Origin of the sequence: Cryptosporangium aurantiacum (genome assembly GCF_900143005.1) — a bacterium.
Lineage (GTDB): Bacteria > Actinomycetota > Actinomycetes > Mycobacteriales > Cryptosporangiaceae > Cryptosporangium > Cryptosporangium aurantiacum.
On record NZ_FRCS01000001.1, the window covers coordinates 633410 to 654362 of the forward strand.

Sequence of the window (20953 nt, forward strand, 5' to 3'; positions counted from 1 at the left end):
GCGCAGCGGTCGCGTGGGAAGTGTCGTACCCGCGTGCGAAAGTGGCGGAATGGTGAAGGCGGTTCTCTTCGACTGGGGCGGCACGCTCACGCCCTGGCACACGGTTGACGCGAAGGAGCTCTGGCGCACGATCGCCACCGAGAGTGCGATCAGTGCGGCGGCTGAATCGGAGCCCGTACCGACCATCGAGCAACTGGTCGACGCGCTCCTGGCCGCGGAGGACGCCGCGTGGGCGCGCTCCCGCGACGAGCACACGTCCACTTCGATGGCCGACGTCTGTGCGGCGGCGGGCATCGCGCTCACGGCCGAGCTGCTGGCCGCACACGAGCGGCACTGGGAGCCGCACACGTACACCGATCCGGACGCCGTGACCGTGCTCGCCGAGCTGCGGAACCGTGGGCTCCGGGTCGGGCTGCTCTCCAACACCGTGTGGAGCCGGGAGCACCACGAGCGCATCCTCCGCCGGGACGGCGTCCTCGACCTGTTCGACGGTGCGGTCTACACCAGCGAGATCCCGTGGACGAAGCCGCACCCGGAGGCATTCCGGGCGGCGATGGACGCGGTCGGCGTCGACGACCCGAGCGCCTGCGTGTACGTCGGCGACCGGCTGTTCGACGACATCTACGGTGCCCAGGCGGCCGGTATGCGGGCGGTGCACGTCCCGCACAGCGCGGTACCACCGCAGCAGGTCGGGCACACGGTGGGTGAGCCCGACGCGGTGATCCAGCGACTCACCGACCTGGTCCCGGTCGTCGACCGCTGGCGCGCCTGAGCGCCGTGCACTACGTGCCGCCGGGCCAGGTGACGGTGGGGGACTTTCCCGGCTCTGCGACCGACCGCCACTGCGCCCCGCGCACCGCGGAGCCGACCAGCGCGTCGAGTGCCACCTCGCGGGCCGTGCCGGACAGCGAACCGAGCGCCGAGCGCCACACCGCGGCGGCGCGGGTCTCGACCTGGACGCCGAGCGCGAGCGCACCCGCCCGATCGGTCACCGGTTTCGGGAGCTGGTAGGCGGGCGCAGCGGGAGCCGGCGTGGCGCTCGCGGTCGTGATCAGGTCGGCGACCGCGTCGCGCTGCTGGCGGTGCGCGAGGTCACCGGCCCTGGCCCAGGCGAGCTCGTCGCCGGTCAGGTGGGCGCCGAGCACCCCGTAGGCGTAGATCGCGGCGTGCTCCGCGGCCAGCGCGAGCTGGAGGCGCTCGGTGGAGGCGCTCATGCCAGAGCCACCTCGTGCGACGCCTCCGCGGCGCAGATGCTGCCGAGCACCACGACCCGCTCCGCGGCGCCCGCCGCGTCACCGGCCCCGGCCCCGGCCCCGGTCACCGCCAGGCACGCCGAGCGCGACCGCGCGGACGCCGTCCGTTCGGCCTGCCGGAGCGCGACCAGCGCCGACGCCGGATCACCGCTGACGGCAGGCGCCGCCGACGTGCCCGTGGACGGCCCTGGCACCGGCGGGGTGGCCCGCGCCAGCGCCGCCCGGCGGCGGGCGTCCAGGAGTTCCAGCAGCGCGTCCCGGTGCTCGCGGTGTGCGTCGCGGAGCGGGGTGATCCGGGCAGCCAGATCGCGGTGCGCGGCGAGCGTCGCCTCGTAGAGGTCCAGCATGGTCTGTTTCTCGGTGACCAGCGCTTCCAGCGGGTCCGCGGCGACCGCGGGCACCGACGGGCCGGGGTCGACCAGGCCGCAGCCGGCGATCGACCCGGCCGCGCCCGCGACGAGCAACCCGCCGAGCAGCTGCCGCCGGTTCACGCGTCTGCGCACGGAGGGTTCGTACGGAGATCCGGAGGGGGACGGTGAGAGCCGGGGCACCCCGACAGTTTCCCAGTCGGCCGGACGCGCGCCGGATGGAGGGCCGCTCGTTTCGAACCGTTAGGCTGTGACCAGCGCGCCGACGCTCGTCGGCCCGTATGCGCAGAGTGCCCCACAACTGCACAGTGACCACCGCTCGGAGGTGTCGGATGCCAGCCCCGCAGGCGATGCGCTCCCGGATCGTCGCGTTGGTCGAACCCGTGGTCAACGCCGCCGGCTACGACCTGGAAGAAGTCGCGGTCAATCAAGCAGGTCGCCGGACCGTGGTCCGGGTCGTCGTCGACACCGATGGTGGCATCACGCTCGACGACATCGCCGCTGTGTCGCGTGACGTCTCCTCGGCGTTGGATGAGGACGGCTCCTCGTTCGGTAGCGGTCCGTACACGCTCGAGGTCACCTCGCCGGGCGTCGACCGGCCGCTGACCGAGCCGCGCCACTGGCGCCGGAACGTCGGCCGTCTCGTCACGGTCCGTATCGGCGACAAGAGCCTGACCGCCCGCATCACCGAGGTCGACGACCAGGGCGTGCACCTCACCGACGACCGGGGCGTGCGGACGGCGACGTTTGCCGAGCTGGGTCCGGGCAAGGTGCAGGTGGAGTTCGCCCGCCCCAAGGCAGGCACCGACGAGGCAGCAGAAGGAGGAGACCGATGAACATCGACATCGCGGCCTTGCGCGCGGTCGAGCGGGAGCGCGAGATCTCCTTCGACACGATCATCGAAGCGATCGAGACCGCGCTCCTGACCGCGTACAAGCACACCGGTCACGCACACCCGGACGCCCGGGTGGAGGTGAACCGGAAGACCGGCGCCGCCACGGTGTGGGCCGCCGAGCGCAACGAGGACGGCACGGTCCTGCGTGAGTACGACGACACGCCGGACGACTTCGGCCGGATCGCGACGATGACCGCGAAGCAGGTGATCCTGCAGCGGCTCCGGGACGCCCAGGACGAGATGACGTTCGGGGAGTTCGCCAGCCGCGAGGGCGAGGTCGTCGCCGGCGTGATCCAGGCGCACGAGTCGAGGGCCGAGCGCGGCATCGTCTCGGTCAGCCTGGGCAAGATCGAGGCCACGCTGCCGCCCGCCGAGCAAGTGCCGGGGGAGAGCTACCAGCACGGCGCGCGGATCAAGGCGCTCGTCGTCCATGTCGCCAAGGGCATGCGCGGCCCGCAAGTCACGCTGAGCCGGACCCACCCGAACCTGGTGCGGAAGCTGTTCGCGCTGGAGGTTCCGGAGATCGCCGACGGCACGGTGGAGATCGCCGCGGTCGCGCGTGAGGCCGGTCACCGGTCGAAGATCGCAGTCCGTGCCACGGTGGCGGGCGTCAACCCGAAGGGCGCGTGCATCGGCCCGCTCGGGGCACGCGTCCGCGCGGTGATGAGCGAGCTGCACGGCGAGAAGATCGACATCGTCGACTGGGCCGAGGACCCGGCCCGGTTCGTTGCCAACGCGCTCTCGCCGGCGCAGGTGCGGGCGGTCGAGGTCGTCGACGCCGAAGCGCGGTCGGCGCGGGTGACCGTGCCGGACTTCCAGCTGTCGCTGGCGATCGGCAAGGAAGGTCAGAACGCCCGGCTGGCGGCGCGGCTGACCGGCTGGCGGATCGACATCCACAGCGACGCCGAGCAGACCAGTACCGATGAGCAGGATGAGACCCCTGCGGCAACAGTGGGGGAACCGGACGCTTCGGTCCCAGGCAGCGCGGGGTAGACTGGCCTGTGGTTCGCCGCAACCGTCCGGCGCCGTCCCCGCATGACCGCTCCCCGACGCGGACCTGTGTGGGATGTCGACAACGAGCGGCAGCCACCGAGCTGCTGCGCGTCGTCGCGGTCGAACGTGGGGTCACCCGCGTCACCGTCCCCGATCCGGCGCGTCGGCTACCGGGGCGGGGCGCTTGGCTGCACCCCGACCCAGCGTGTTTCGTATTGGCGGAACGGCGCCGCGCCTTCGGGCGTGCGCTCCGGGTCCCCGGTGTCCCGGACGCCGAGGAGGTCCGCGAGTATTTGACGCGGCTCGAGAACGAGGGACCGGGCAACCCGCCCGGACCCACGGACGAAAAGTAGGTCTCCCGGTATGAGCGTGCGATGAAGTCTCTGCGATGAGCAAGCTTCAGGAGTAACCAGAAGGTCGAGCGGGTGTGCCGCCCGGCCTCGGAAGAGGAGAGCAGTGGCAGGCAAGGCCCGCGTACACGAACTCGCCAAGGAACTCGGCGTCCCCAGCAAAGATGTGCTGAACAAGCTGAAAGAGCTCGGGGAGTTCGTGAAATCCGCCTCGTCGACGATCGAGGCGCCAGTGGCGCGTCGATTGCGAGAGGCGTACACCTCACCGTCCTCCGGTAATAACGGAGGACGTAAGCCGGGTCCCCCGAGTGGACCCCGGCCGCCGCGGAACGTTCCGTCCCCGGCATCGATGGCCCGCCCGCAGGGCACGGCCAGCGCCCAGGACATCGAAGTCAAGGCCGAGCAGGCTCGGGCTGCCGAGTTGAAGCGCGCCCAGCAGGCCGCTGCCGCGCGTGCGGCGTCCACGACGCCGACCGACCGGCCGACTCCCGGACCGCGTCCGGGTCCGCGTCCGAGCCCGGCGGCGCCCGCGGCGTCCCCGGAGCCCGCGCCGACGCAGCAGCCCGGCCCGGCCCAGAGCGGTCCGCGTCCCGGCCCGCGTCCGGCCGGTCCAGGCGCGCGTCCGGCACGTCCCGGCAACAACCCGTTCGGCGTCGGCCCCGGCACCCCCACGCAGCCGGCGCCGCGTCCCGGCCCCCGGCCGGCTCCGGCCGCTGCGAGCGGACAGGCTCCGGCCGGTCCGTCCAACGCACCGCGTCCCGGCCCCGCCGGTCCGCGTCCGGGCCCGCGTCCCGGCCCCCAGCAGGGCGGTGACCGTCCGGGTGGCCCGCGTCAGGGTGGCCCCGGTGGTCCGCGTCCGGGTCCGGGCGGACCTCGTCCCGGCGGGCAGTCGGGTGGCCCTGGTGGTCCGCGTCCCGGCGGTTCGTCCGGTGGTCCCGGCGGCCCGCGTCCTAACCCCGGCATGATGCCGCCGCGGCCGAACCCGGGCATGATGCCCGGTCGTCCGGCCGGTGGCCCCGGCCGTGGTGGCCCCGGTGGCGGTCGTCCGGCCGGCCCTGGTGGTGGCGGCGGCGGTCGTCCCGGTGGCGGCGGCGGTGGCTTCCGCGGCGGTCCCGGTGGTGGCGGCGGCGGTGGCGGTCGTCCCGGCGGCGGTGGCGGTTTCCGCCCCGGCGGCGGTGGCGGCGGTACCGGTGCTCCCGGTGGCGGTTTCCGCCCCGGCGGTGGCGGCGGCGGTGGCCGTCCCGGTGGTGGCGGTCGTGGTCGCGGCGGTGCCGCGGGTGCGTTCGGCCGTCCGGGTGGACGCGGTCCGGTCCGTGGCCGGAAGTCGAAGAAGCAGCGGCGTCAAGAGTTCGACAACCTCTCCGCGCCGACGATGGGCTCGGGTGCCCCGCGCGGCAACGGCGAGGTCATCCGGCTCCCGCGTGGCGCGTCGCTCTCCGACTTCGCCGACCGGATCAACGCGAACCCCGGTTCGCTGGTCCAGGAGGCGTTCGGCCTCGGCGAGATGGTGACCGCGACCCAGTCGTGCACCGACGAGACGCTGCAGCTGCTCGGTGTGCACCTCGGCTACGAGGTCCAGATCGTCAGCCCCGAGGACGAGGACCGTGCCCTGCTGGCCCGGTTCGACATCGACCTCGACCAGGAGTACGACGACGAGAAGCTCGTCACGCGGCCTCCGGTGGTCACGGTCATGGGCCACGTCGACCACGGTAAGACCAAGCTGCTGGACGCCATCCGGCACACGAAGGTCGCCGAGGGTGAGGCCGGTGGCATCACCCAGCACATCGGTGCCTACCAGGTCGAAGCGCACGTCAACGACGAAGACCGGCTGATCACGTTCATCGACACCCCGGGTCACGAGGCGTTCACCGCCATGCGTGCTCGTGGTGCGAAGTCGACGGACATCGCGATCCTCGTGGTCGCGGCCGACGACGGTGTGAAGCCGCAGACGATCGAGGCGCTCAACCACGCCCAGGCGGCCGACGTGCCGATCGTGGTCGCGGTGAACAAGATCGACAAGGAAGGCGCGAACCCGGCGAAGGTGCGGCAGCAGCTCACCGAGTACGGGCTGGTCGCCGAGGAGTACGGCGGCGACACGATGTTCGTCGACATCTCCGCGAAGGCCCGGATCAACATCGACGGGCTGCTCGAGGCCGTCTGCCTGACCGCGGACGCCTCGCTGGACCTGCGGGCTCCGGTGGACGTGCCGGCCCAGGGTGTCGCGATCGAGGGTCACCTCGACCGTGGCCGCGGTCCGATCGCCACCGTCCTGGTCCAGCGCGGAACGCTCCGCGTCGGTGACTCGATCGTCGCCGGTGAGGCGCACGGTCGCGTCCGGGCGATGCTCGACGACAGCGGTGCCCAGGTCGCCGAGGCGGGCCCGTCCCGTCCGGTGCAGGTGCTCGGCTTCACCGCCGTGCCCGGCGCGGGCGACACGTTCCTGGAGGTCTCCGAGGACCGGGTGGCCCGGCAGATCGCCGAGCAGCGGCAGGCGCGCGAGCGTAATGCCCAGCTCGCGGCGAGCCGTGGACGCCCGACGCTGGAGACGCTGCTCGAGCGGATGAAGGAGGGCGAGAAGACTCAGCTCAACCTCATCCTCAAGGGCGACGGTTCCGGTGCGGTCGAGGCACTCGAGGACGCGCTGGCGAAGATCGAGATCTCCGACGAGGTCTCGCTGCGGATCATCGACCGCGGTGTCGGTGCGATCACCGAGACCAACGTCATGCTGGCGTCGGCCTCCGACGCGGTCATCATCGGCTTCAACGTCCGGCCCCAGGGCAAGGCGAGCGAGCTGGCCGACCGCGAAGGCGTCGACATCCGCTACTACTCGGTCATCTACGCGGCGATCGAGGACATCGAGAATGCCCTCAAGGGCATGCTCAAGCCCGAGTACGAAGAGGTGCAGCTGGGTACCGCGGAGATCCGTGAGGTCTTCCGCTCCAGCAAGTTCGGCAACATTGCCGGTGTGCTCGTCCGCAGTGGCGACATCCGCCGCAACTCCAAGGCTCGTCTGGTGCGGGACGGCAGTGTCATCCAGGACAACCTCACGATCCACTCGCTCAAGAGGTTCAAGGACGACGTCACCGAGGTCCGCGAGGGCTACGAGGCCGGTATCGGTCTCGGCTCCTTCAACGACATCAAGGTCGACGACGTCATCGAGACCTTCGAGATGCGGGAGAAGCCCCGGGCGTGAGCCGGTACGGGCGGCCGGTCGGGATTCGTCCCGGCCGGCCGTCCGGCTGGTTGCTCGGAGAAGGGTTTTGAGTGTTCACCGGGACGTTGGAATTCGACGTGGTGCTGCCCCCGGACAGCCGCAGCCTCAAGGCCAAGCGGGCGTACGTCCGACCCGTGGTCGCCGCACTCCGGCGGCTGGAGGTGTCCGCGGCGGAAGTCGGCGACCAAGAACTGCACGGCCGCACGGCGATCGGGGTGGCGGCGGTGGCCGGCACCGCTCACCACGTCGGCGAGGTACTGGACGCCTGCGAGCGATTGGTTGCCGGGCGTCCGGAGTTGGAGCTTCTGTCGGTGCGTCGTCGGCTGCATTCCAGCGACGACGATTGACCCCTGCGTACTGGCCGGGCCGCTGCGCCCGGTGAGGAGTGAGACACGATGGCTGACGCAGCACGGGCGAGGAAGCTCGCCGTCCGGATCCGGGAGATCGTCGCGGAGACCCTCCGGACGCAGGTGAAGGACCCGCGGCTCGGCATGGTGACGGTGACCGACGCGAAGGTCACTGCCGACCTGCACGACGCGACCGTCTACTACACCGTCTACGGGGACGACGCCGAGCGCGCCGCCACCGCGGCGGCACTGGAGAGCGCGCGGGGCGTCCTGCGCAGCGCGGTCGGGCGGCAGACCGGGGTGCGGTTCACCCCGACGCTGACGTTCAGCCCCGACGAGGTCCCCGACACCGCCAAACACATCGACGACCTGCTGGCCGAGGCCCGCCGGGCGGACGCCGAGGTGCAGCGGCAGGCCGTCGGCGCGAACTACGCCGGCGAGGCCGACCCCTACAAGCACGAGGACGACGACGAGGACGCGCCGGCCGAGGAGCCGGTCGACGTCCCCGACCGGAGCGGCCGGTGAAGCCGTCCGCGGCGTCCCGGACCGTGCTGCGCTCCGGTCGGCCCCACCGCCGGACGGCCACGACGCGTCCGGTGTACGGTCCGGACGTGCAGCCCAGCCGGAGTGCGGCGGACGGTGCCGGAATCACCGGCGCGATTACCGAGGACGCCTGGGACCGGGCGCTAACGCTGCTGCGTGGCGACAGCAAGATCGTGCTGGCCTGCCACCTCAACCCGGACGGCGACGCGCTGGGCAGCATGCTCGCCACCGGCCTGGGGCTGCGTCAGCTCGGTATCTCGGTGCAGGCCTCGTTCAGCAACCCGTTCCGGCTGCCGCAGTCGCTGACCCAGCTCGCGGGCCGGGAACTGCTGGTGCCGCCGGAGCAGGTCGTCGCCGAGCCGGACGTCCTGGTGACGTTCGACACCGGCAGCGTGGACCGGCTCGGTGACCTGGCGCCGCTGGTGGCCGCGGCCGGCGACGTGATCGTCGTCGACCACCACATCACCAACGGCGGGTTCGGCACCCACAACCTGATCGACCCGCAGGCGGCCGCGACGGCCGTCGTCGTCGACGATCTGCTCGCCCGGCTGGGGGTCCGGCTCGACGCTGCGATCGCCGAGTGCCTCTACGTCGGCCTGTCCACCGACACCGCCTCGTTCCGTGGTGCGGCGACCTCGCCGTCGACGCACGAGCTGGCGGCGCGGCTGCTCGCGACCGGCATCCGCCCGGACGAGATCAGCCGCCGTCTCTACGACGCCCGTCCGGTGCGGTCCCTGCACCTGCTCGCCGACGTGCTCGGCCGGGTGGTGCTGGAGCCGGGCGCGGCCGGTGGGGCGGGGCTGAGCTGGTCCTACGTCACCCAGGACGACCTGGCCCGGCACGGGGTGGGCATGGAGTGGGTGGAGGGCGTCGTGGACATGATCCGCGGCGCCGAAGAGAGCACGGTCGCGATGGTCGCCAAGCAGACCGGGCCCGGCGAGTGGTCGATCTCGTTGCGCTCGCGTGGCCCGGTCGACGTCGGCGCGCTGTCCGTACGGCTCGGCGGCGGCGGCCACCGGCTCGCGGCGGGATTCACCGGGCGCGGGCCGCTCGAGGGTGTCGTGGACGCCCTGCGCACGGCCCTCGACGCGGTTCCGGTGACGAGCTGAGCGCGAACCGGACCCCCGCGACCAGCGGTCTGGTCGTCGTCGACAAGCCGTCCGGGATGACCTCGCACGACGTCGTCGGCCGGATGCGACGGATCGCGAAGACCCGCAAGATCGGGCACGCCGGGACGCTCGACCCGATGGCCACCGGCGTGCTGGTGCTCGGCGTCGAGCGGGCGACGAAGCTGCTCGGCCACCTGACGCTGACCGCGAAGACCTACGTCGCCACGATCCGCCTCGGCTACGCCACGGTGACCGACGACCGGGAGGGCGCGCGGCTGGACGGTGGCAGCGCCGCCGACGTGCCGTTGGACGCCGTCCGCGCCGGCATGGTCGCGCTCACCGGCTCGATCGAACAGGTGCCGTCCGCCGTGTCCGCCGTGAAGGTGGACGGGCGGCGCGCCTACGACCGGGTGCGATCCGGCGAGGAGGTGGCGCTGGCGGCCCGTCGGGTGACCGTGTCGCGCTTCGACCTGCTCGCCGAACGGCGTCCGGAGCCGGAGTTGCTCGACCTGGACGTCATCGTCGAATGCTCGTCCGGCACGTACATCCGGGCGCTCGCCCGTGACCTCGGCCGGACCCTCGGGACCGGCGGTCACCTGACCGCGCTACGCCGGACCCGGGTCGGCCCGTTCACCGATCGGGACGCCCGGACGCTCGACGAACTGGCCGACGCGGCCGACGCGGGAGAGGATCCCGTCACACTCGATCTCGACCGCGCCGTGAACGCGGCGTTTCCGCGGCGCGACGTCGACGCGGCGACCGCCACCGTGCTGGGGCACGGCGGACGGCTGTCGACGACCGGTCTGACCGGCCCGTACGGCGTCTTCGGGCCGGACGGGCGGGTGGTGGCGCTGGTGGTGGAGCGGGACGGTGCGGCGCGTCCGGAGGTCGTGCTGCGGCCGTCCGGCTGAGCGACCGCGCCTCCGGGGCATTCCGACCGACGAACTAGGCTGAAGCCGGACCGGGCTCTGAAGGCGTACTGGGGCCCCGAGGAGAGGCAGGCGGGCGTGCTGCGGTGGCGCGGGCTGGCGGAAAGCGCGCCGGACTGGAACCGGACAGTCGTCACGATCGGGGTCTTCGACGGCGTCCACCGGGGCCATCGGGCACTGATCGACGCGACGGTGCGAGAGGCGGCGGCGCTCCTGCCGGTGCCGAGGCCGTCCGGGGCTGAACCGCCGGAGGCTCCGCCGGTGGTGGTCGTGACGTTCGACCCGCACCCGGCCGCGATTCTCCGCCCGGACGCCGTGCCGGACCGGCTCACCACGCTCGACCACCGCGCGGTGCTGATCGAGGGCCTGGCCGCCGACGGTCTCACCGTGGACGGGCTGTGCACGCTGCCGTTCACCACGGAGCTGTCCCGGCTCGCGCCGGAGGACTTCGTCCGCTCGGTGCTCGTCGAGCACCTGCGCGCGGCGGCGGTCGTCGTCGGCGAGGGTTTCCGGTTCGGGTTCCGCGCGGCGGGTGACGTCGCGCTGCTCCGGACGCTCGGCGCCGAGCACGGTTTCGAGGTGCGCAGCGTCCCGCTGCTGACCGACGCCGACGGCGCGGTGTCCAGTAGCCGCATCCGGGCCGACGTCGCCGAGGGCGAGGTCGAGCGCGCCGCAGCGGCCCTGGGGCGTCCGCATCGGGTCGAGGGTGTGGTCGTCCGTGGCGACCAGCGTGGCCGTGAGCTCGGCTTCCCGACCGCGAACCTGTCGTCGCCGCGGTACACCGCGGTGCCCGAGGACGGCGTCTACGCCGGTTGGCTGGTGCGCGACCCGGCTCGGCGCGCCGGGGAGCGCGAGACGCCGTTGCCGGCGGCGATCAGCATCGGCACCAACCCGACCTTCGCCGGTGAGCGGGCGCGCCGGGTGGAGGCGTTCATCCTCGACTTCGACGCCGACATCTACGACGAGACCGTCGCGGTCGACTTCGCCGCGCGGCTCCGGCCGACGGTCGCGTTCTCGTCGGTGGATGCGCTCATCACCCAGATGAACGCCGACGTCGCGCGGGTGCGGGAATTGCTGCTCGGCGGCGCCTGATTCGTCGTTAAGTGACCCGGCTGGTAGCGTTGTGCCGACGCCGGGTGCACCCGGCGGTGTGCAGGCTGCCCTCGTGACCACGACCGGGGGCCACACCGAAGAGATCAGGAGAGTCAGTGGCGCTCGCTGCAGACGTCAAGAAGCAGATCATCGCCGAATACTCGACGGTGGACAACGACACCGGCTCCCCCGAGGTCCAGGTCGCTCTGCTGTCTCGGCGTATCAACGACCTGACCGAGCACATGAAGGCGCACAAGCACGACCACCACAGCCGCCGTGGGCTGCTGCTGCTGGTCGGCCGTCGTCGTCGGCTGCTCAACTACCTCGCCAAGACCGACATCAACCGCTACCGGTCGCTGATCGAGCGACTCGGCCTGCGGCGCTGACGTCGGCGGGGAGCGGCCTACCGGGCCGCTCCCCGTTCCGCAGCAGTACCGTTGGCTAAAACCGGAGTACCGGACGATCCGCGGGCCCGTGCTGAGCCGGTCCTCGGTAGTACGCACTTGTGACGTTCGGTCACAAGTGGGTTCGATCGAAGACCGGCACGAGATGCCGCTCGGGTCCTCCGCATCGCCTGGTACCACAACCAGGAGGATCTAAATATGTCAGAACACACCGTGACCGAGGTCGTCGCGACCATCGACAACGGCAACCACCCGTCGCGCGAGATCCGGTTCAGCACCGGCCGGTTCGCCCGGCAGGCAGCCGGCTCCGTGACCGCCCAGCTCGGCGACACGCTCGTGCTGTCGGCGACCACCGCGTCGAAGAGCCCGAAGGAGCACTTCGACTTCTTCCCGCTCACGGTCGACGTCGAGGAGCGGATGTACGCCGCGGGTCGCATCCCCGGCTCGTTCTTCCGCCGTGAGGGCCGCCCCAGCGAGGACGCGATCCTCACCTGCCGTCTGATCGACCGCCCGCTGCGCCCGACGTTCGTCAAGGGCCTGCGCAACGAGGTCCAGGTCGTCGTGACGGTCATGTCGCTCGACCCCGACACGCTCTACGACGTCGTGGCGATCAACGCCGCGTCGCTCTCCACCCAGCTCGCCGGCCTGCCGTTCAACGGCCCGATCGGCGCGACCCGGATGGCGTTCGTCGGCGGCGACTGGATCGCGTTCCCGACCCACACCGAGCTGGCCACCGCCACGTTCGACATGGTCGTCGCCGGCCGTGTCACCGAGGCGGGCGAGGTCGCGATCATGATGGTCGAGGCCGAGGCCACCGAGGGCACCGTCGCGCTGATCGCGGGCGGCGCTCCGGCGCCGACCGAGGAGGTCGTCGCCGCCGGTCTCGAGGCCGCGAAGCCGGCCATCCGGAAGCTGGTCGAGGCGCAGGCCGAGGTCGCCGCCAAGGCCGCGAAGCCGACCGCCGAGTACCCGGTCTTCCTCGACTACCAGGACGACGCCTACGACGCCGTCGCCGCCGCGGTGACCACCGAGCTGGACGCCGCACTGCGGATCGCGGGCAAGCAGGAGCGCGAGGCCGAGCTCGACCGGGTCAAGGGCCTGGCGATCGAGCGGGTCGCGGCGCAGTTCGAGGGTCGCGAGAAGGAGGTCGGCGGCGCGCTCAAGGCGCTGACCAAGAAGCTCATCCGTCAGCGCGTGCTGCGCGACAAGGTCCGCATCGACGGCCGTGGGCTCACCGACATCCGGACGCTCTCCGCCGAGGTCGAGGTACTCCCGCGGGTGCACGGCTCGGCGCTGTTCGAGCGCGGCGAGACCCAGATCCTGGGCGTCACGACGCTGAACATGCTCCGGATGGAGCAGCAGCTGGACACGCTCGCGCCGGAGACCCGCAAGCGCTACATGCACAACTACAACTTCCCGCCGTACTCGACCGGTGAGACCGGCCGGGTGGGCTCGCCGAAGCGCCGCGAGATCGGCCACGGCGCGCTGGCCGAGCGGGCGCTGGTGCCGGTGCTGCCGAGCCGCGAGGAGTTCCCCTACGCGATCCGGCAGGTCTCCGAGGCGCTGGGCTCCAACGGCTCGACGTCGATGGGGTCGGTCTGCGCCTCGACGATGTCGCTGCTCAACGCCGGTGTTCCGCTGAAGGCGCCGGTCGCGGGCATCGCGATGGGCCTGATCAGCGACACCGTCGACGGCAAGACCGAGTACGTCGCGCTGACCGACATCCTCGGTGCCGAGGACGCGTACGGCGACATGGATTTCAAGGTCGCCGGCACCAAGGAGTTCGTGACCGCGCTCCAGCTCGACACGAAGCTCGACGGCATCCCGTCCGAGGTGCTCGCCGGTGCGCTCACCCAGGCCAAGGACGCCCGCCTGACCATCCTCGAGGTGATGGGCGAGGCGATCGACGGCCCGGACGAGATGAGCCCGTTCGCGCCGCGCGTCACCACCGTGACGATCCCGGTCGACAAGATCGGCGCGGTCATCGGCCCGAAGGGCCAGATGATCAACTCGATCCAGGACGACACCGGCGCCGACATCACGATCGAGGACGACGGCACGATCTACGTCGGCGCCTCGGACGGCCCGTCGGCGCAGGCCGCGGTCGACCGGATCAACGCGATCGCGAACCCGACGATGCCGAAGATCGGCGAGCGGTACCTCGGCACGGTCGTCAAGACCGCCGCCTTCGGTGCGTTCGTCTCGCTGGTCCCCGGCAAGGACGGTCTGGTCCACATCTCGAAGCTCGGCAACGGGAAGCGGATCGGCAAGGTCGAGGACGTCGTCAAGGTCGGTGACAAGATCCAGGTCGAGATCACCGACATCGACGCCCGCGGCAAGATCAGCCTGGTTCCGGTGCGGGAAGAGGCGGCGAAGCCCGCCGACGCCCCCGCCGAGGCCCCGGCCGACGCCGAGCCCGCAGCGCCCGCGGCGACTTCGTGATCGTCCGCCAGTGACTTACCGCGGGCAGTTCGCCCGCCCGGAGGGGATCGCGGCACGCGCCGTGGTCCCCTCCGGGGTTGCTGACGCGCGGTTCGGCGGCACCGTCCGCCGAACCGTTCTCCCGAACGGCCTGCGCATCGTCACCGAGGCGCTGCCGACCGTCCGCAGCGTCTCGTTCGGCATCTGGGTCGGCATCGGTTCCCGCGACGAGACCCCGCGGCTGGCCGGTGCGTCGCACTTCCTCGAACACCTGCTGTTCAAGGGCACGCGCCGGCGTAACGCCTGGGACATCTCGGCGCAGATCGAAGCGGTCGGCGGCGACACCAACGCGTTCACCGCGAAGGAGTACACCTGCTACTACGCGCGGGTGCTCGACAGCGACCTGCCGCTCGCCGTCGACGTCGTCTGCGACATGCTGACCTCGTCCCTGGTCACCGCGTCCGACCTGGAGGTCGAACGCCAGGTGATCCTGGAAGAGATCGCCATGCACGACGACGAGCCGAGCGACGTCGTGCACGACCTGTTCACGACCGCGCTCTACGGCGACCACCCGCTCGGCCGCCCGGTGATCGGCACCACCGAGTCGATCACCGCGATGAACCGCGCGCAGGTCGCCGGCTTCTACCGCCGCCGGTACACGCCGCCGCAGCTGGTCGTCTCCGCCGCGGGCAACCTCGACCACGACGAGACGGTCCGGCTGGTCGCCGCCGCGTTCGACGCCGCGACCCGGGACCTGCCCGGCGGCGAGCCGGTCGCGCCCCGCCGTGGTGCGGCGGTCAGCGCGGCCCGGCCGACGCTCGCGGTGCGGGCCAAGGAGACCGAGCAGGCGCATCTGGTGCTGGGCGTGCCCGCACTCGATCGGCACGACGAGCGGCGGTTCGCGCTCGGCGTCCTCGACCAGGCGCTCGGTGGGGGCATGAGCAGCCGACTGTTCCAGGAGATCCGGGAGCAGCGAGGGCTGGCCTACTCGGTCTACTCCTACGACACCCAGTACGCCGATGCCGGTCTGTTCGGCGTCTACGCCGGGTGCGCCCCACGGCGAGCCCACGACGTCCTCGACCTGATGCGGTCGGAACTCGACCGGGTCGCCACGTCCGGCCTCACCGACGAGGAGGTCCGGCGGGGCAAGGGCATGCTGCGCGGTGCGACCGTGCTCGGCCTGGAGGACACCGGCTCCCGGATGAGCCGGATCGGTAAGGCCGAGCTGCTGTACGGCAACATCCTCTCGATCGACGAGGTGCTGGCTCGGATCGACGCGGTGACTCCGGACGACGTCCGGGCGATCGCCGACGACCTCTTCACCGGACCGGTCTCGCTCGGCGTCGTCGGGCCGTTCGCCGAGACCGACTTCGACGGGTTCGACCTGGGTGGTGACCGCGGCAGCGTCGCGGAGGCCGCCCGGCGGACCACTCCTTCGGAAGGACGGGCATAAACGTGGGAGCGACGCGGGTCGGCGTGATCGGTGCGCGCGGGCGGATGGGCGCTGAGGCGGTCCGTGCGGTGACCGCCGCCGACGACCTGGAGCTGGTGGCTCAGATCGGATCGGGCGATCCGCTCGACGCGCTCACCGACGCTCAGGTGGTCGTGGAGTTCACCCGCCCGGACGCCGTGCTCGACAACGTGCGGTGGTGCGTCGAGCGCGGCTTGCACGTCGTCACCGGCACCACCGGTTTCACCGAGGAGCGTCTCGACACGGTTCGCGGCTGGCTGGCCTCCGCGCCCGAGGTGGGCGTGGCCGTCGTGCCGAACTTCGCGCTCGGCGCCGTGCTGATGATGCGGTTCGCCGAGACCGCGGCGCGCTACTTCGAGTCGGTCGAGATCGTCGAACTGCACCACCCGCAGAAGGTCGACGCCCCCAGCGGCACCGCCCGGCTGACCGCCGAGCGAATCTCGGCCGCGCGGGCGTCCGCCGGCCTCGGTGCACCGCCCGACGCCACCACCGACCTGGTCGCCGGAGCCCGCGGGGCCGCGATCGCCGGCATCCCGGTGCACTCGGTCCGGGCACGTGGCCTGGTCGCGCACCAGGAGGTGCTGTTCGGTGCGGCGGGGGAGACGCTCACGATCCGGCACGACTCGTTCGACCGCACGTCGTTCATGCCGGGCGTGCTGCTAGCCGTCCGTAAAGTGACCAACCGTCCGGGGCTGACCGTCGGCCTCGATCCGCTGCTGGACCTGTGACATGAAGATCAAGGCCATCGTCGCCGTCCTGGTCGTGGTCCTCGCCGTCTACCTGGCGATCGCCGTGAACCGGGGGCTCGTCCTGCTTCGGACCGGCGACCTGCTGCTGGTCGGGCTCGGCGTCGCGATGCTGGCGCTGCCGCTGCTGGCGTCCTGGCTGGTCTGGCTCGAGATCAAGTTCGGCCGCGCCGCGCAGCGGCTGGCCGACGAACTCGCGGACGAGGGCGGGCTCCCCGTCGACGACCTGCCGCGACGGCCGTCCGGCCGTCCGGTGCGGGAGGCCGCGGACGAGCGGTTCGCGGTCCGGCAGGCCGAGCTGGAGGAGGACCCGGAGGACTGGCGGCGCTGGTTCCGGCTCAGCCTGGCGTACGACGACTCCGGCGATCGGCGCCGGGCGCGGGCGGCGCTGCGCCGGTCGATTTCGCTGCACGACGGCGGATCGACCGGGCCGTTGTCCCCCGGGGATGCGCGGACGGGGCAGAATCTCTAGCGGAACCTATGAACGGTGACTAACCGTTCATAGTGCGCCAGCAACCTATGAGGAGGCCTCCCGGTCATGATCTGTCCGAAGTGCCAGGCACCGATGCGACAGTACGAGCGAGCCGGCGTGACCATCGACCAGTGCAGCGAGTGCCGGGGAATCTTCCTCGACCGCGGTGAGCTGGAGCGGTTGGTCGACGCGGAGGACAAGTACTCCCGGGGCTCGCACGGGGCGCCCAGCGCGCCGCCGCCCGCGCCGGGGTATCCGGCCCAGGGGTACCCGACGCACGGCCAGCCCGGTTACGCACAGCCCGGTTACGGGCAGCAGCAGCCGTATCCCACCCACTCGTCGCACTCGGCGCGGTACGGGACGCACGGTTCCTACGGCCACCACGGCCACCGTCGCCACCGCGGTCACCGCCGCAACAAGTCTTTTTTTGATGACCTTTTCGGCTGAGTAGTCCGCCGACCGAATCCGCTCCCACCTTCGTGGGGGCGGATTCGGCGTTACTGGGGGTCGGCGGGGGTGAGGTCGGTGACCAGGCGGATCTCGGCGACTTCGGTGCCGTCCATGTCCAGGACGCGGCCGACGCCGTCGGGAGCCCAACCGGTCGACTCCAGCAGGCTGCGGGTGGCCTGGTCGGCCTCCAGTACCCAGGCCACCGCCCGGGTGAAGCCCTGCTGCCGCGCGAGGTCGGCGACGGCGGCGAGCAGGCGGCTGCCGTGGCCGCGCCGCCCCCAGCGCGGCTCGACCAGCAGCGTGTTGACCAGTAGCGCGGTGGCGTCCCACTCGCCGGCCGCGGTCGGTGCCTCGGACGCGTACCCGGGGCCGACGAGGTCCTCGCCCGAGGCGGGTCCGATCGCCGCGAACCCGACGATCTCCGCGCCCTCGTAGGCCACGAGCAACCGATGCCGCGGTGTCGGCGGCTCGACGATCGCCGAATGCCACTGCGCGGCGACCTCGTCCTCTTCCAACGCATCGAGAACGGTCGCCGGGATCACCTGGGCGTAGGCAATACGCCAGGTGGCGAGTTGGAGGCGGGCCACGGCGACGGCATCATCCGGCCGCGCCGGCCGGACAAACGCGTCGACCATGGCGGGAAGCCTAGTACCCGTCGCCGGCGCCGGGTTCGATCGCCCGCGGTGCCTGCTGGATCGTGGCCCGACGGGCGGCGATCGCGGCGACGAGGGGCGCGAACCCGGGCATCTCCAGCCCACGCGGGCCGTACACCAGCCAGGAGACCGCGACCGCGAACCACGGTGCGGCCGGACCGTGCAGCATCAGCGCTGCGCCTACCTCGAAGCGCAGCACGAACGCCCAGCGGGTGAGGTCGACGACGAGTTCCTGCGCCCCTTCGTGCCAGAAGCTCAGCCACTCTCCGCCGTGGTCGCACAGGATCCGCTGGTCGGTCAGCGCGGTCCGGACCAGAGCGTGATCACGCCACTGGACCGCCGCCATCGCCGCCGCCCGGTTTCTCGCCTGCTGGTTGGTGATCGCTTCCACCGCGAGCCCTCCGAGCACGAACGCGGGCGAACCGAACCAGAGACTGCTGCTCTGCTGGTACTCGACCGTCGTGCCGTAGAAACGCGCGTATCCCAGAACCGCGGTGGCGTAGTGGTTTTCGTCCGGCCGCAGACGCAGTGGCGTGCGCGGATCGGCGCGCAGCGTCCCACCCTGGCTCAGGTGCTCGTAGAGGCCGCAGGCGCTGGACCAGCCCGCCCGCAGCGTTGCGTCGGCGGCCGGATCGGAAGACGTCACTTGTCGCTCTTCGGGAGCCGGGGTGCCATCCGGGTCGCCATCGCGACCGCATAGCGTTGGTAGCTGACGGACTTCTGATGGGCGTCGACCGCGAGCACCAGGACACTCTGGCCGGAGCGGACGACGATGACGGCGGTTGCCTCGTTGATGGTCGCCGTGTGCCCGAATGCCGCGAACGACTCGTCGCCCAGTGCCGGGACGCTGAACTCCTGCCAGCCGCACTCCTGGGCGTGCGCGCGCACCTGTCCGAAGTACTCGGCGCTGTAGCGACCGTAGAAGCCGGCGACCGCGGAGGAGATCCCGACGGCGTCCTCCACGCCGACGATGCCGAGCCCGTTGGCGTCCTGGGAACCGATTCCGTCGCCGGCCACCGACCCCGTGTCACAGAGCTGGAACGGCGAGAGCGTGACGACGCGATCCGGTGGCCAGGTCGCGGTGCTGTCGACCCGCGAGCCGGTGGCGGCCAGCGCGTCCTCCGGGGTGACGAGCGCCCTGGCGATCACGTCGGCGGCTGGCGGCGGCGTCGACCGGTCGACGGATCGTGTCGGCGAGGCAGCGAGCACATCCGTGCGATCGGACTCGGAGGACGAGAACGACAGGAACGCGCAGCAGCCTAAAACCAGGAGCAGGGGGAGGACGACGGCGAGCCCGACGATCAGGCCGGTGCGCTTCTTCCTCGGGGGCACTGCGGGTGCGCCGGGGAAGATCCACGGCGAACCGCCCGATGCCGGATGGACCGAGGGTGGCATCGGGTAGTCGACGGACGGCGGCGGATGCTGATCGGACGGCACGTCAGGCCCTCGGAGGGCGCCGGCCTGCAGCGCCTCGTGCATGCCCGAACCGGCGATCCACGCCCGCACGACGTAGAGCCGCTGACGCGTCGAATCGCCCCGCGCCGGAGCGAGGAACACTTCGCGGACGTCAGCCGGCGCCGGATGGATGCGCGAGCGCCATCCGTCGGAGTCCTCGGCGTCGAGGATCGTGATCGCGTACTGCGACTCCGCGCCGGCGGCGTCAACCCCGCGAGCCCGCCAGACTTCGCCGTCCCCATTGTCCGCAGCGAGTACGAGCAACTCGTACCGCCGGGACGCCTCCGCCGGGCCTACGAACCACGAGTCGCCAGCAGCCACGCGCATGATTCGCATCTTGTCAGAAGCGTCAGCAGTGGCTCCCGGGACGACTGCCCGGACAGAATTGTCGGAGGCGCAGAGCACACTGGCCCGGACTGTCGACGATCCGGAAGGCGACTCGCGTGAGCAGCACCTTGCCGGCCGCACGCCGGCCGGGCCCCACCCAGACTCTGTCGGCCGCGGAGGCCCGGCGTGCCGCGCTCGCGGCGCAGGGCTTCGCCGACCCACGTCCGGCCGGCCGCCCCGGTCCCCGGGCGCTACGCCGGGTGCTCGACCGGGTCGGCCTGTTCCAGATCGACTCGGTGAACGTGCTGGTTCGCTCCCACTACCTCCCGCTCTTCAGCAGGCTCGGCGCCTACCCGGTCGAGCTGTTGGAGCGCGCCGCCTACCGGCCGCAACGACAGCTGTTCGAGTACTGGGCGCACGAGGCGTCGCTGCTGCCGGTCGAGGTCCAGCCGCTGCTGCGCTGGCGGATGGCGCAGGCAGCCGACCACGCCTGGGGTGGCATGCGGCGGATCGCCGCGGAGAAGCCCGAGGTGGTGGCGAACGTCCGGGCGACGATCGCCGAGCGCGGCCCGATGACCGCGGGCGAACTGGAAGCGGAGAACGGGCCTCGTGCGCCCCGCTCCGGGCCGTGGTGGGACTGGCGGGAGTCCAAGCTCGCGCTGGAGTACCTGTTCTGGGCCGGTGAGGTCACCACCGTCGATCGGCGCAACTTCGAGCGCCGCTACGACCTCACCGAACGGGTCCTGCCGCCCGAGGTGATCGCGACCCCCACGCCCGAACCCGCCGACGCCTACCGCGAACTGATCCGCATCTCCGCTCGCGCGCTCGGCGTCGCCACCGAACCCGACCTGCGCGACTACTTCCGGCTCAAACCCGCTCAGTCCAAGCCGGCGGTCGCCGAACTCGTCGAGGAGGGTGCGCTGGTCCCGGTGTCGGTGGAGGGCTGGCGCGACGTGGCCTACCTCGCCGCGGACGCCCGGGTGCCCCGCCGGGTGGGCGCCACCGCGCTGCTCTCGCCATTCGACTCGCTGGTCTGGTTCCGGCCGCGCACCGAGCGGCTGTTCGACTTCCACTACCGGCTGGAGATCTACACGCCGGCCGAGCGCCGAATCCACGGCTACTACGTGCTGCCGTTCCTGTTCCGCGGGCAGCTCGTCGGCCGCGTCGACCTCAAGGCCGACCGGGCGGCAGGCGTGCTCCGGGTGCCGGGGGTGTTCGGCGAACCGGTGGTCCTGGCCGATCCGCTGGTGCCGGACGGCGACGGCGAGACACCCGCGCGGGGAGCGGCCGCGCGTCGGCGGGCGTTCGCGGCCGACGCCGTGGCCGCGCTCGCCGTCGAGCTGCGTTCGCTCGCGGGCTGGCTGGGCCTCGACAGCGTTCAGGTGGCGCCGAACGGCGACCTCGCGGTTCCGCTGACGGCGGCGCTGGCCGCCGGCTGATCCCGATCCCGAGCCGGACGAG

Annotated in this window: 22 protein-coding genes; 17 read left to right on the forward strand and 5 right to left on the reverse strand. The window is 72.0% G+C overall.

The features are described 5' to 3' along the window. Window positions 1–49: 49 nt before the first annotated feature. Window positions 50–772 (forward strand): HAD family hydrolase, encoded by a 723-nt coding sequence (locus BUB75_RS02720; RefSeq protein ID WP_073251049.1) that lies wholly within the window; start codon window positions 50–52, stop codon window positions 770–772. Window positions 773–782: 10 nt separating this feature from the next. On the opposite strand, the gene BUB75_RS02725 is transcribed toward BUB75_RS02720, so the two are convergent. Together BUB75_RS02725 and BUB75_RS02730 are read right to left on the reverse strand one after the other, a co-directional pair. Beyond that, window positions 783–1214 (reverse strand): ferritin-like domain-containing protein, encoded by a 432-nt coding sequence (locus BUB75_RS02725; protein ID WP_073251051.1) that lies wholly within the window; start codon window positions 1212–1214, stop codon window positions 783–785. After that, the gene (locus BUB75_RS02730) at window positions 1211–1756 is read right to left on the reverse strand and encodes a hypothetical protein (RefSeq protein ID WP_143174996.1); all 546 of its coding nucleotides are present in this window, start codon (window positions 1754–1756) and stop codon (window positions 1211–1213) included. The genes BUB75_RS02725 and BUB75_RS02730 overlap by 4 nt, the downstream gene beginning before the upstream one ends. Window positions 1757–1953: 197 nt before the next feature. Between BUB75_RS02730 and rimP the strand changes: the two genes are divergently transcribed. The 15 genes from rimP (at window position 1954) to BUB75_RS02805 (ending at window position 17054) form a co-directional block, all read left to right on the forward strand. After that, window positions 1954–2457, forward strand: coding sequence for a ribosome maturation factor RimP (gene rimP, locus BUB75_RS02735; RefSeq protein WP_073251055.1), 504 nt, complete (start codon window positions 1954–1956; stop codon window positions 2455–2457). Continuing rightward, window positions 2454–3509 (forward strand): transcription termination factor NusA, encoded by a 1056-nt coding sequence (gene nusA, locus BUB75_RS02740; RefSeq protein WP_073251057.1) that lies wholly within the window; start codon window positions 2454–2456, stop codon window positions 3507–3509. Before rimP ends, nusA begins: the two co-directional genes overlap by 4 nt. Window positions 3510–3577: 68 nt before the next feature. Continuing rightward, the gene (locus BUB75_RS48410; RefSeq protein ID WP_218617250.1) at window positions 3578–3862 is read left to right on the forward strand and encodes a YlxR family protein; all 285 of its coding nucleotides are present in this window, start codon (window positions 3578–3580) and stop codon (window positions 3860–3862) included. Window positions 3863–3965: 103 nt separating this feature from the next. After that, window positions 3966–7052, forward strand: a complete 3087-nt coding sequence (infB, locus tag BUB75_RS48045) for a translation initiation factor IF-2 (RefSeq protein ID WP_073251060.1) — start codon at window positions 3966–3968, stop codon at window positions 7050–7052. Window positions 7053–7123: 71 nt separating this feature from the next. After that, window positions 7124–7420, forward strand: coding sequence for a DUF503 domain-containing protein (locus BUB75_RS02755; protein WP_073251062.1), 297 nt, complete (start codon window positions 7124–7126; stop codon window positions 7418–7420). A 48-nt stretch (window positions 7421–7468) separates the two neighbouring features. Continuing rightward, entirely contained in the window at window positions 7469–7945 is a 477-nt protein-coding gene (gene rbfA / locus BUB75_RS02760; RefSeq protein ID WP_073251064.1) for a 30S ribosome-binding factor RbfA, read from the forward strand. Between the two features lie 86 nt (window positions 7946–8031). Beyond that, window positions 8032–9072: a DHH family phosphoesterase gene (locus BUB75_RS02765; protein WP_073252663.1), complete on the forward strand. Its 1041-nt coding sequence runs from the start codon at window positions 8032–8034 to the stop codon at window positions 9070–9072. Next, the gene (truB, locus tag BUB75_RS02770) at window positions 9069–9983 is read left to right on the forward strand and encodes a tRNA pseudouridine(55) synthase TruB (RefSeq protein ID WP_073252666.1); all 915 of its coding nucleotides are present in this window, start codon (window positions 9069–9071) and stop codon (window positions 9981–9983) included. Before BUB75_RS02765 ends, truB begins: the two co-directional genes overlap by 4 nt. Window positions 9984–10079: 96 nt before the next feature. Then, on the forward strand, window positions 10080–11093 hold the full coding sequence (locus BUB75_RS02775; RefSeq protein ID WP_073251067.1) for a bifunctional riboflavin kinase/FAD synthetase: 1014 nt from the start codon (window positions 10080–10082) through the stop codon (window positions 11091–11093). Between the two features lie 116 nt (window positions 11094–11209). Further along, on the forward strand, window positions 11210–11479 hold the full coding sequence (gene rpsO / locus BUB75_RS02780; protein ID WP_073251069.1) for a 30S ribosomal protein S15: 270 nt from the start codon (window positions 11210–11212) through the stop codon (window positions 11477–11479). Between the two features lie 216 nt (window positions 11480–11695). Then, window positions 11696–13939 carry a polyribonucleotide nucleotidyltransferase gene (locus tag BUB75_RS02785; RefSeq protein WP_073251071.1) on the forward strand — a complete coding sequence of 748 codons (2244 nt, stop codon included), beginning with the start codon at window positions 11696–11698 and terminating at the stop codon, window positions 13937–13939. A 10-nt stretch (window positions 13940–13949) separates the two neighbouring features. Continuing rightward, complete coding sequence (locus BUB75_RS02790) at window positions 13950–15371, forward strand: M16 family metallopeptidase (RefSeq protein WP_073251073.1); 1422 nt, start codon at window positions 13950–13952, stop codon at window positions 15369–15371. Between the two features lie 2 nt (window positions 15372–15373). After that, window positions 15374–16117 (forward strand): 4-hydroxy-tetrahydrodipicolinate reductase, encoded by a 744-nt coding sequence (dapB, locus tag BUB75_RS02795; protein WP_218617253.1) that lies wholly within the window; start codon window positions 15374–15376, stop codon window positions 16115–16117. A gap of 1 nt (window position 16118) precedes the next feature. Beyond that, window positions 16119–16607 carry a hypothetical protein gene (locus BUB75_RS02800; RefSeq protein WP_073251077.1) on the forward strand — a complete coding sequence of 163 codons (489 nt, stop codon included), beginning with the start codon at window positions 16119–16121 and terminating at the stop codon, window positions 16605–16607. A gap of 66 nt (window positions 16608–16673) precedes the next feature. Continuing rightward, the gene (locus BUB75_RS02805; protein WP_073251079.1) at window positions 16674–17054 is read left to right on the forward strand and encodes a TFIIB-type zinc ribbon-containing protein; all 381 of its coding nucleotides are present in this window, start codon (window positions 16674–16676) and stop codon (window positions 17052–17054) included. A gap of 50 nt (window positions 17055–17104) precedes the next feature. Here the strand turns inward: BUB75_RS02805 and BUB75_RS02810 are convergent, their stop codons facing one another. From BUB75_RS02810 to BUB75_RS02820, 3 genes are read right to left on the reverse strand one after another with little or no spacing between them, the layout of a single operon-like run. Continuing rightward, complete coding sequence (locus BUB75_RS02810) at window positions 17105–17692, reverse strand: GNAT family N-acetyltransferase (protein WP_073251081.1); 588 nt, start codon at window positions 17690–17692, stop codon at window positions 17105–17107. Window positions 17693–17702: 10 nt separating this feature from the next. Further along, window positions 17703–18356 (reverse strand): hypothetical protein, encoded by a 654-nt coding sequence (locus tag BUB75_RS02815; protein WP_073251083.1) that lies wholly within the window; start codon window positions 18354–18356, stop codon window positions 17703–17705. After that, window positions 18353–19492, reverse strand: coding sequence for a hypothetical protein (locus BUB75_RS02820; protein WP_073251086.1), 1140 nt, complete (start codon window positions 19490–19492; stop codon window positions 18353–18355). The genes BUB75_RS02815 and BUB75_RS02820 overlap by 4 nt, the downstream gene beginning before the upstream one ends. A 116-nt stretch (window positions 19493–19608) precedes the next feature. Between BUB75_RS02820 and BUB75_RS02825 the strand changes: the two genes are divergently transcribed. Next, window positions 19609–20931 (forward strand): winged helix-turn-helix domain-containing protein, encoded by a 1323-nt coding sequence (locus BUB75_RS02825; protein WP_218617254.1) that lies wholly within the window; start codon window positions 19609–19611, stop codon window positions 20929–20931. Window positions 20932–20953: the final 22 nt, after the last annotated feature.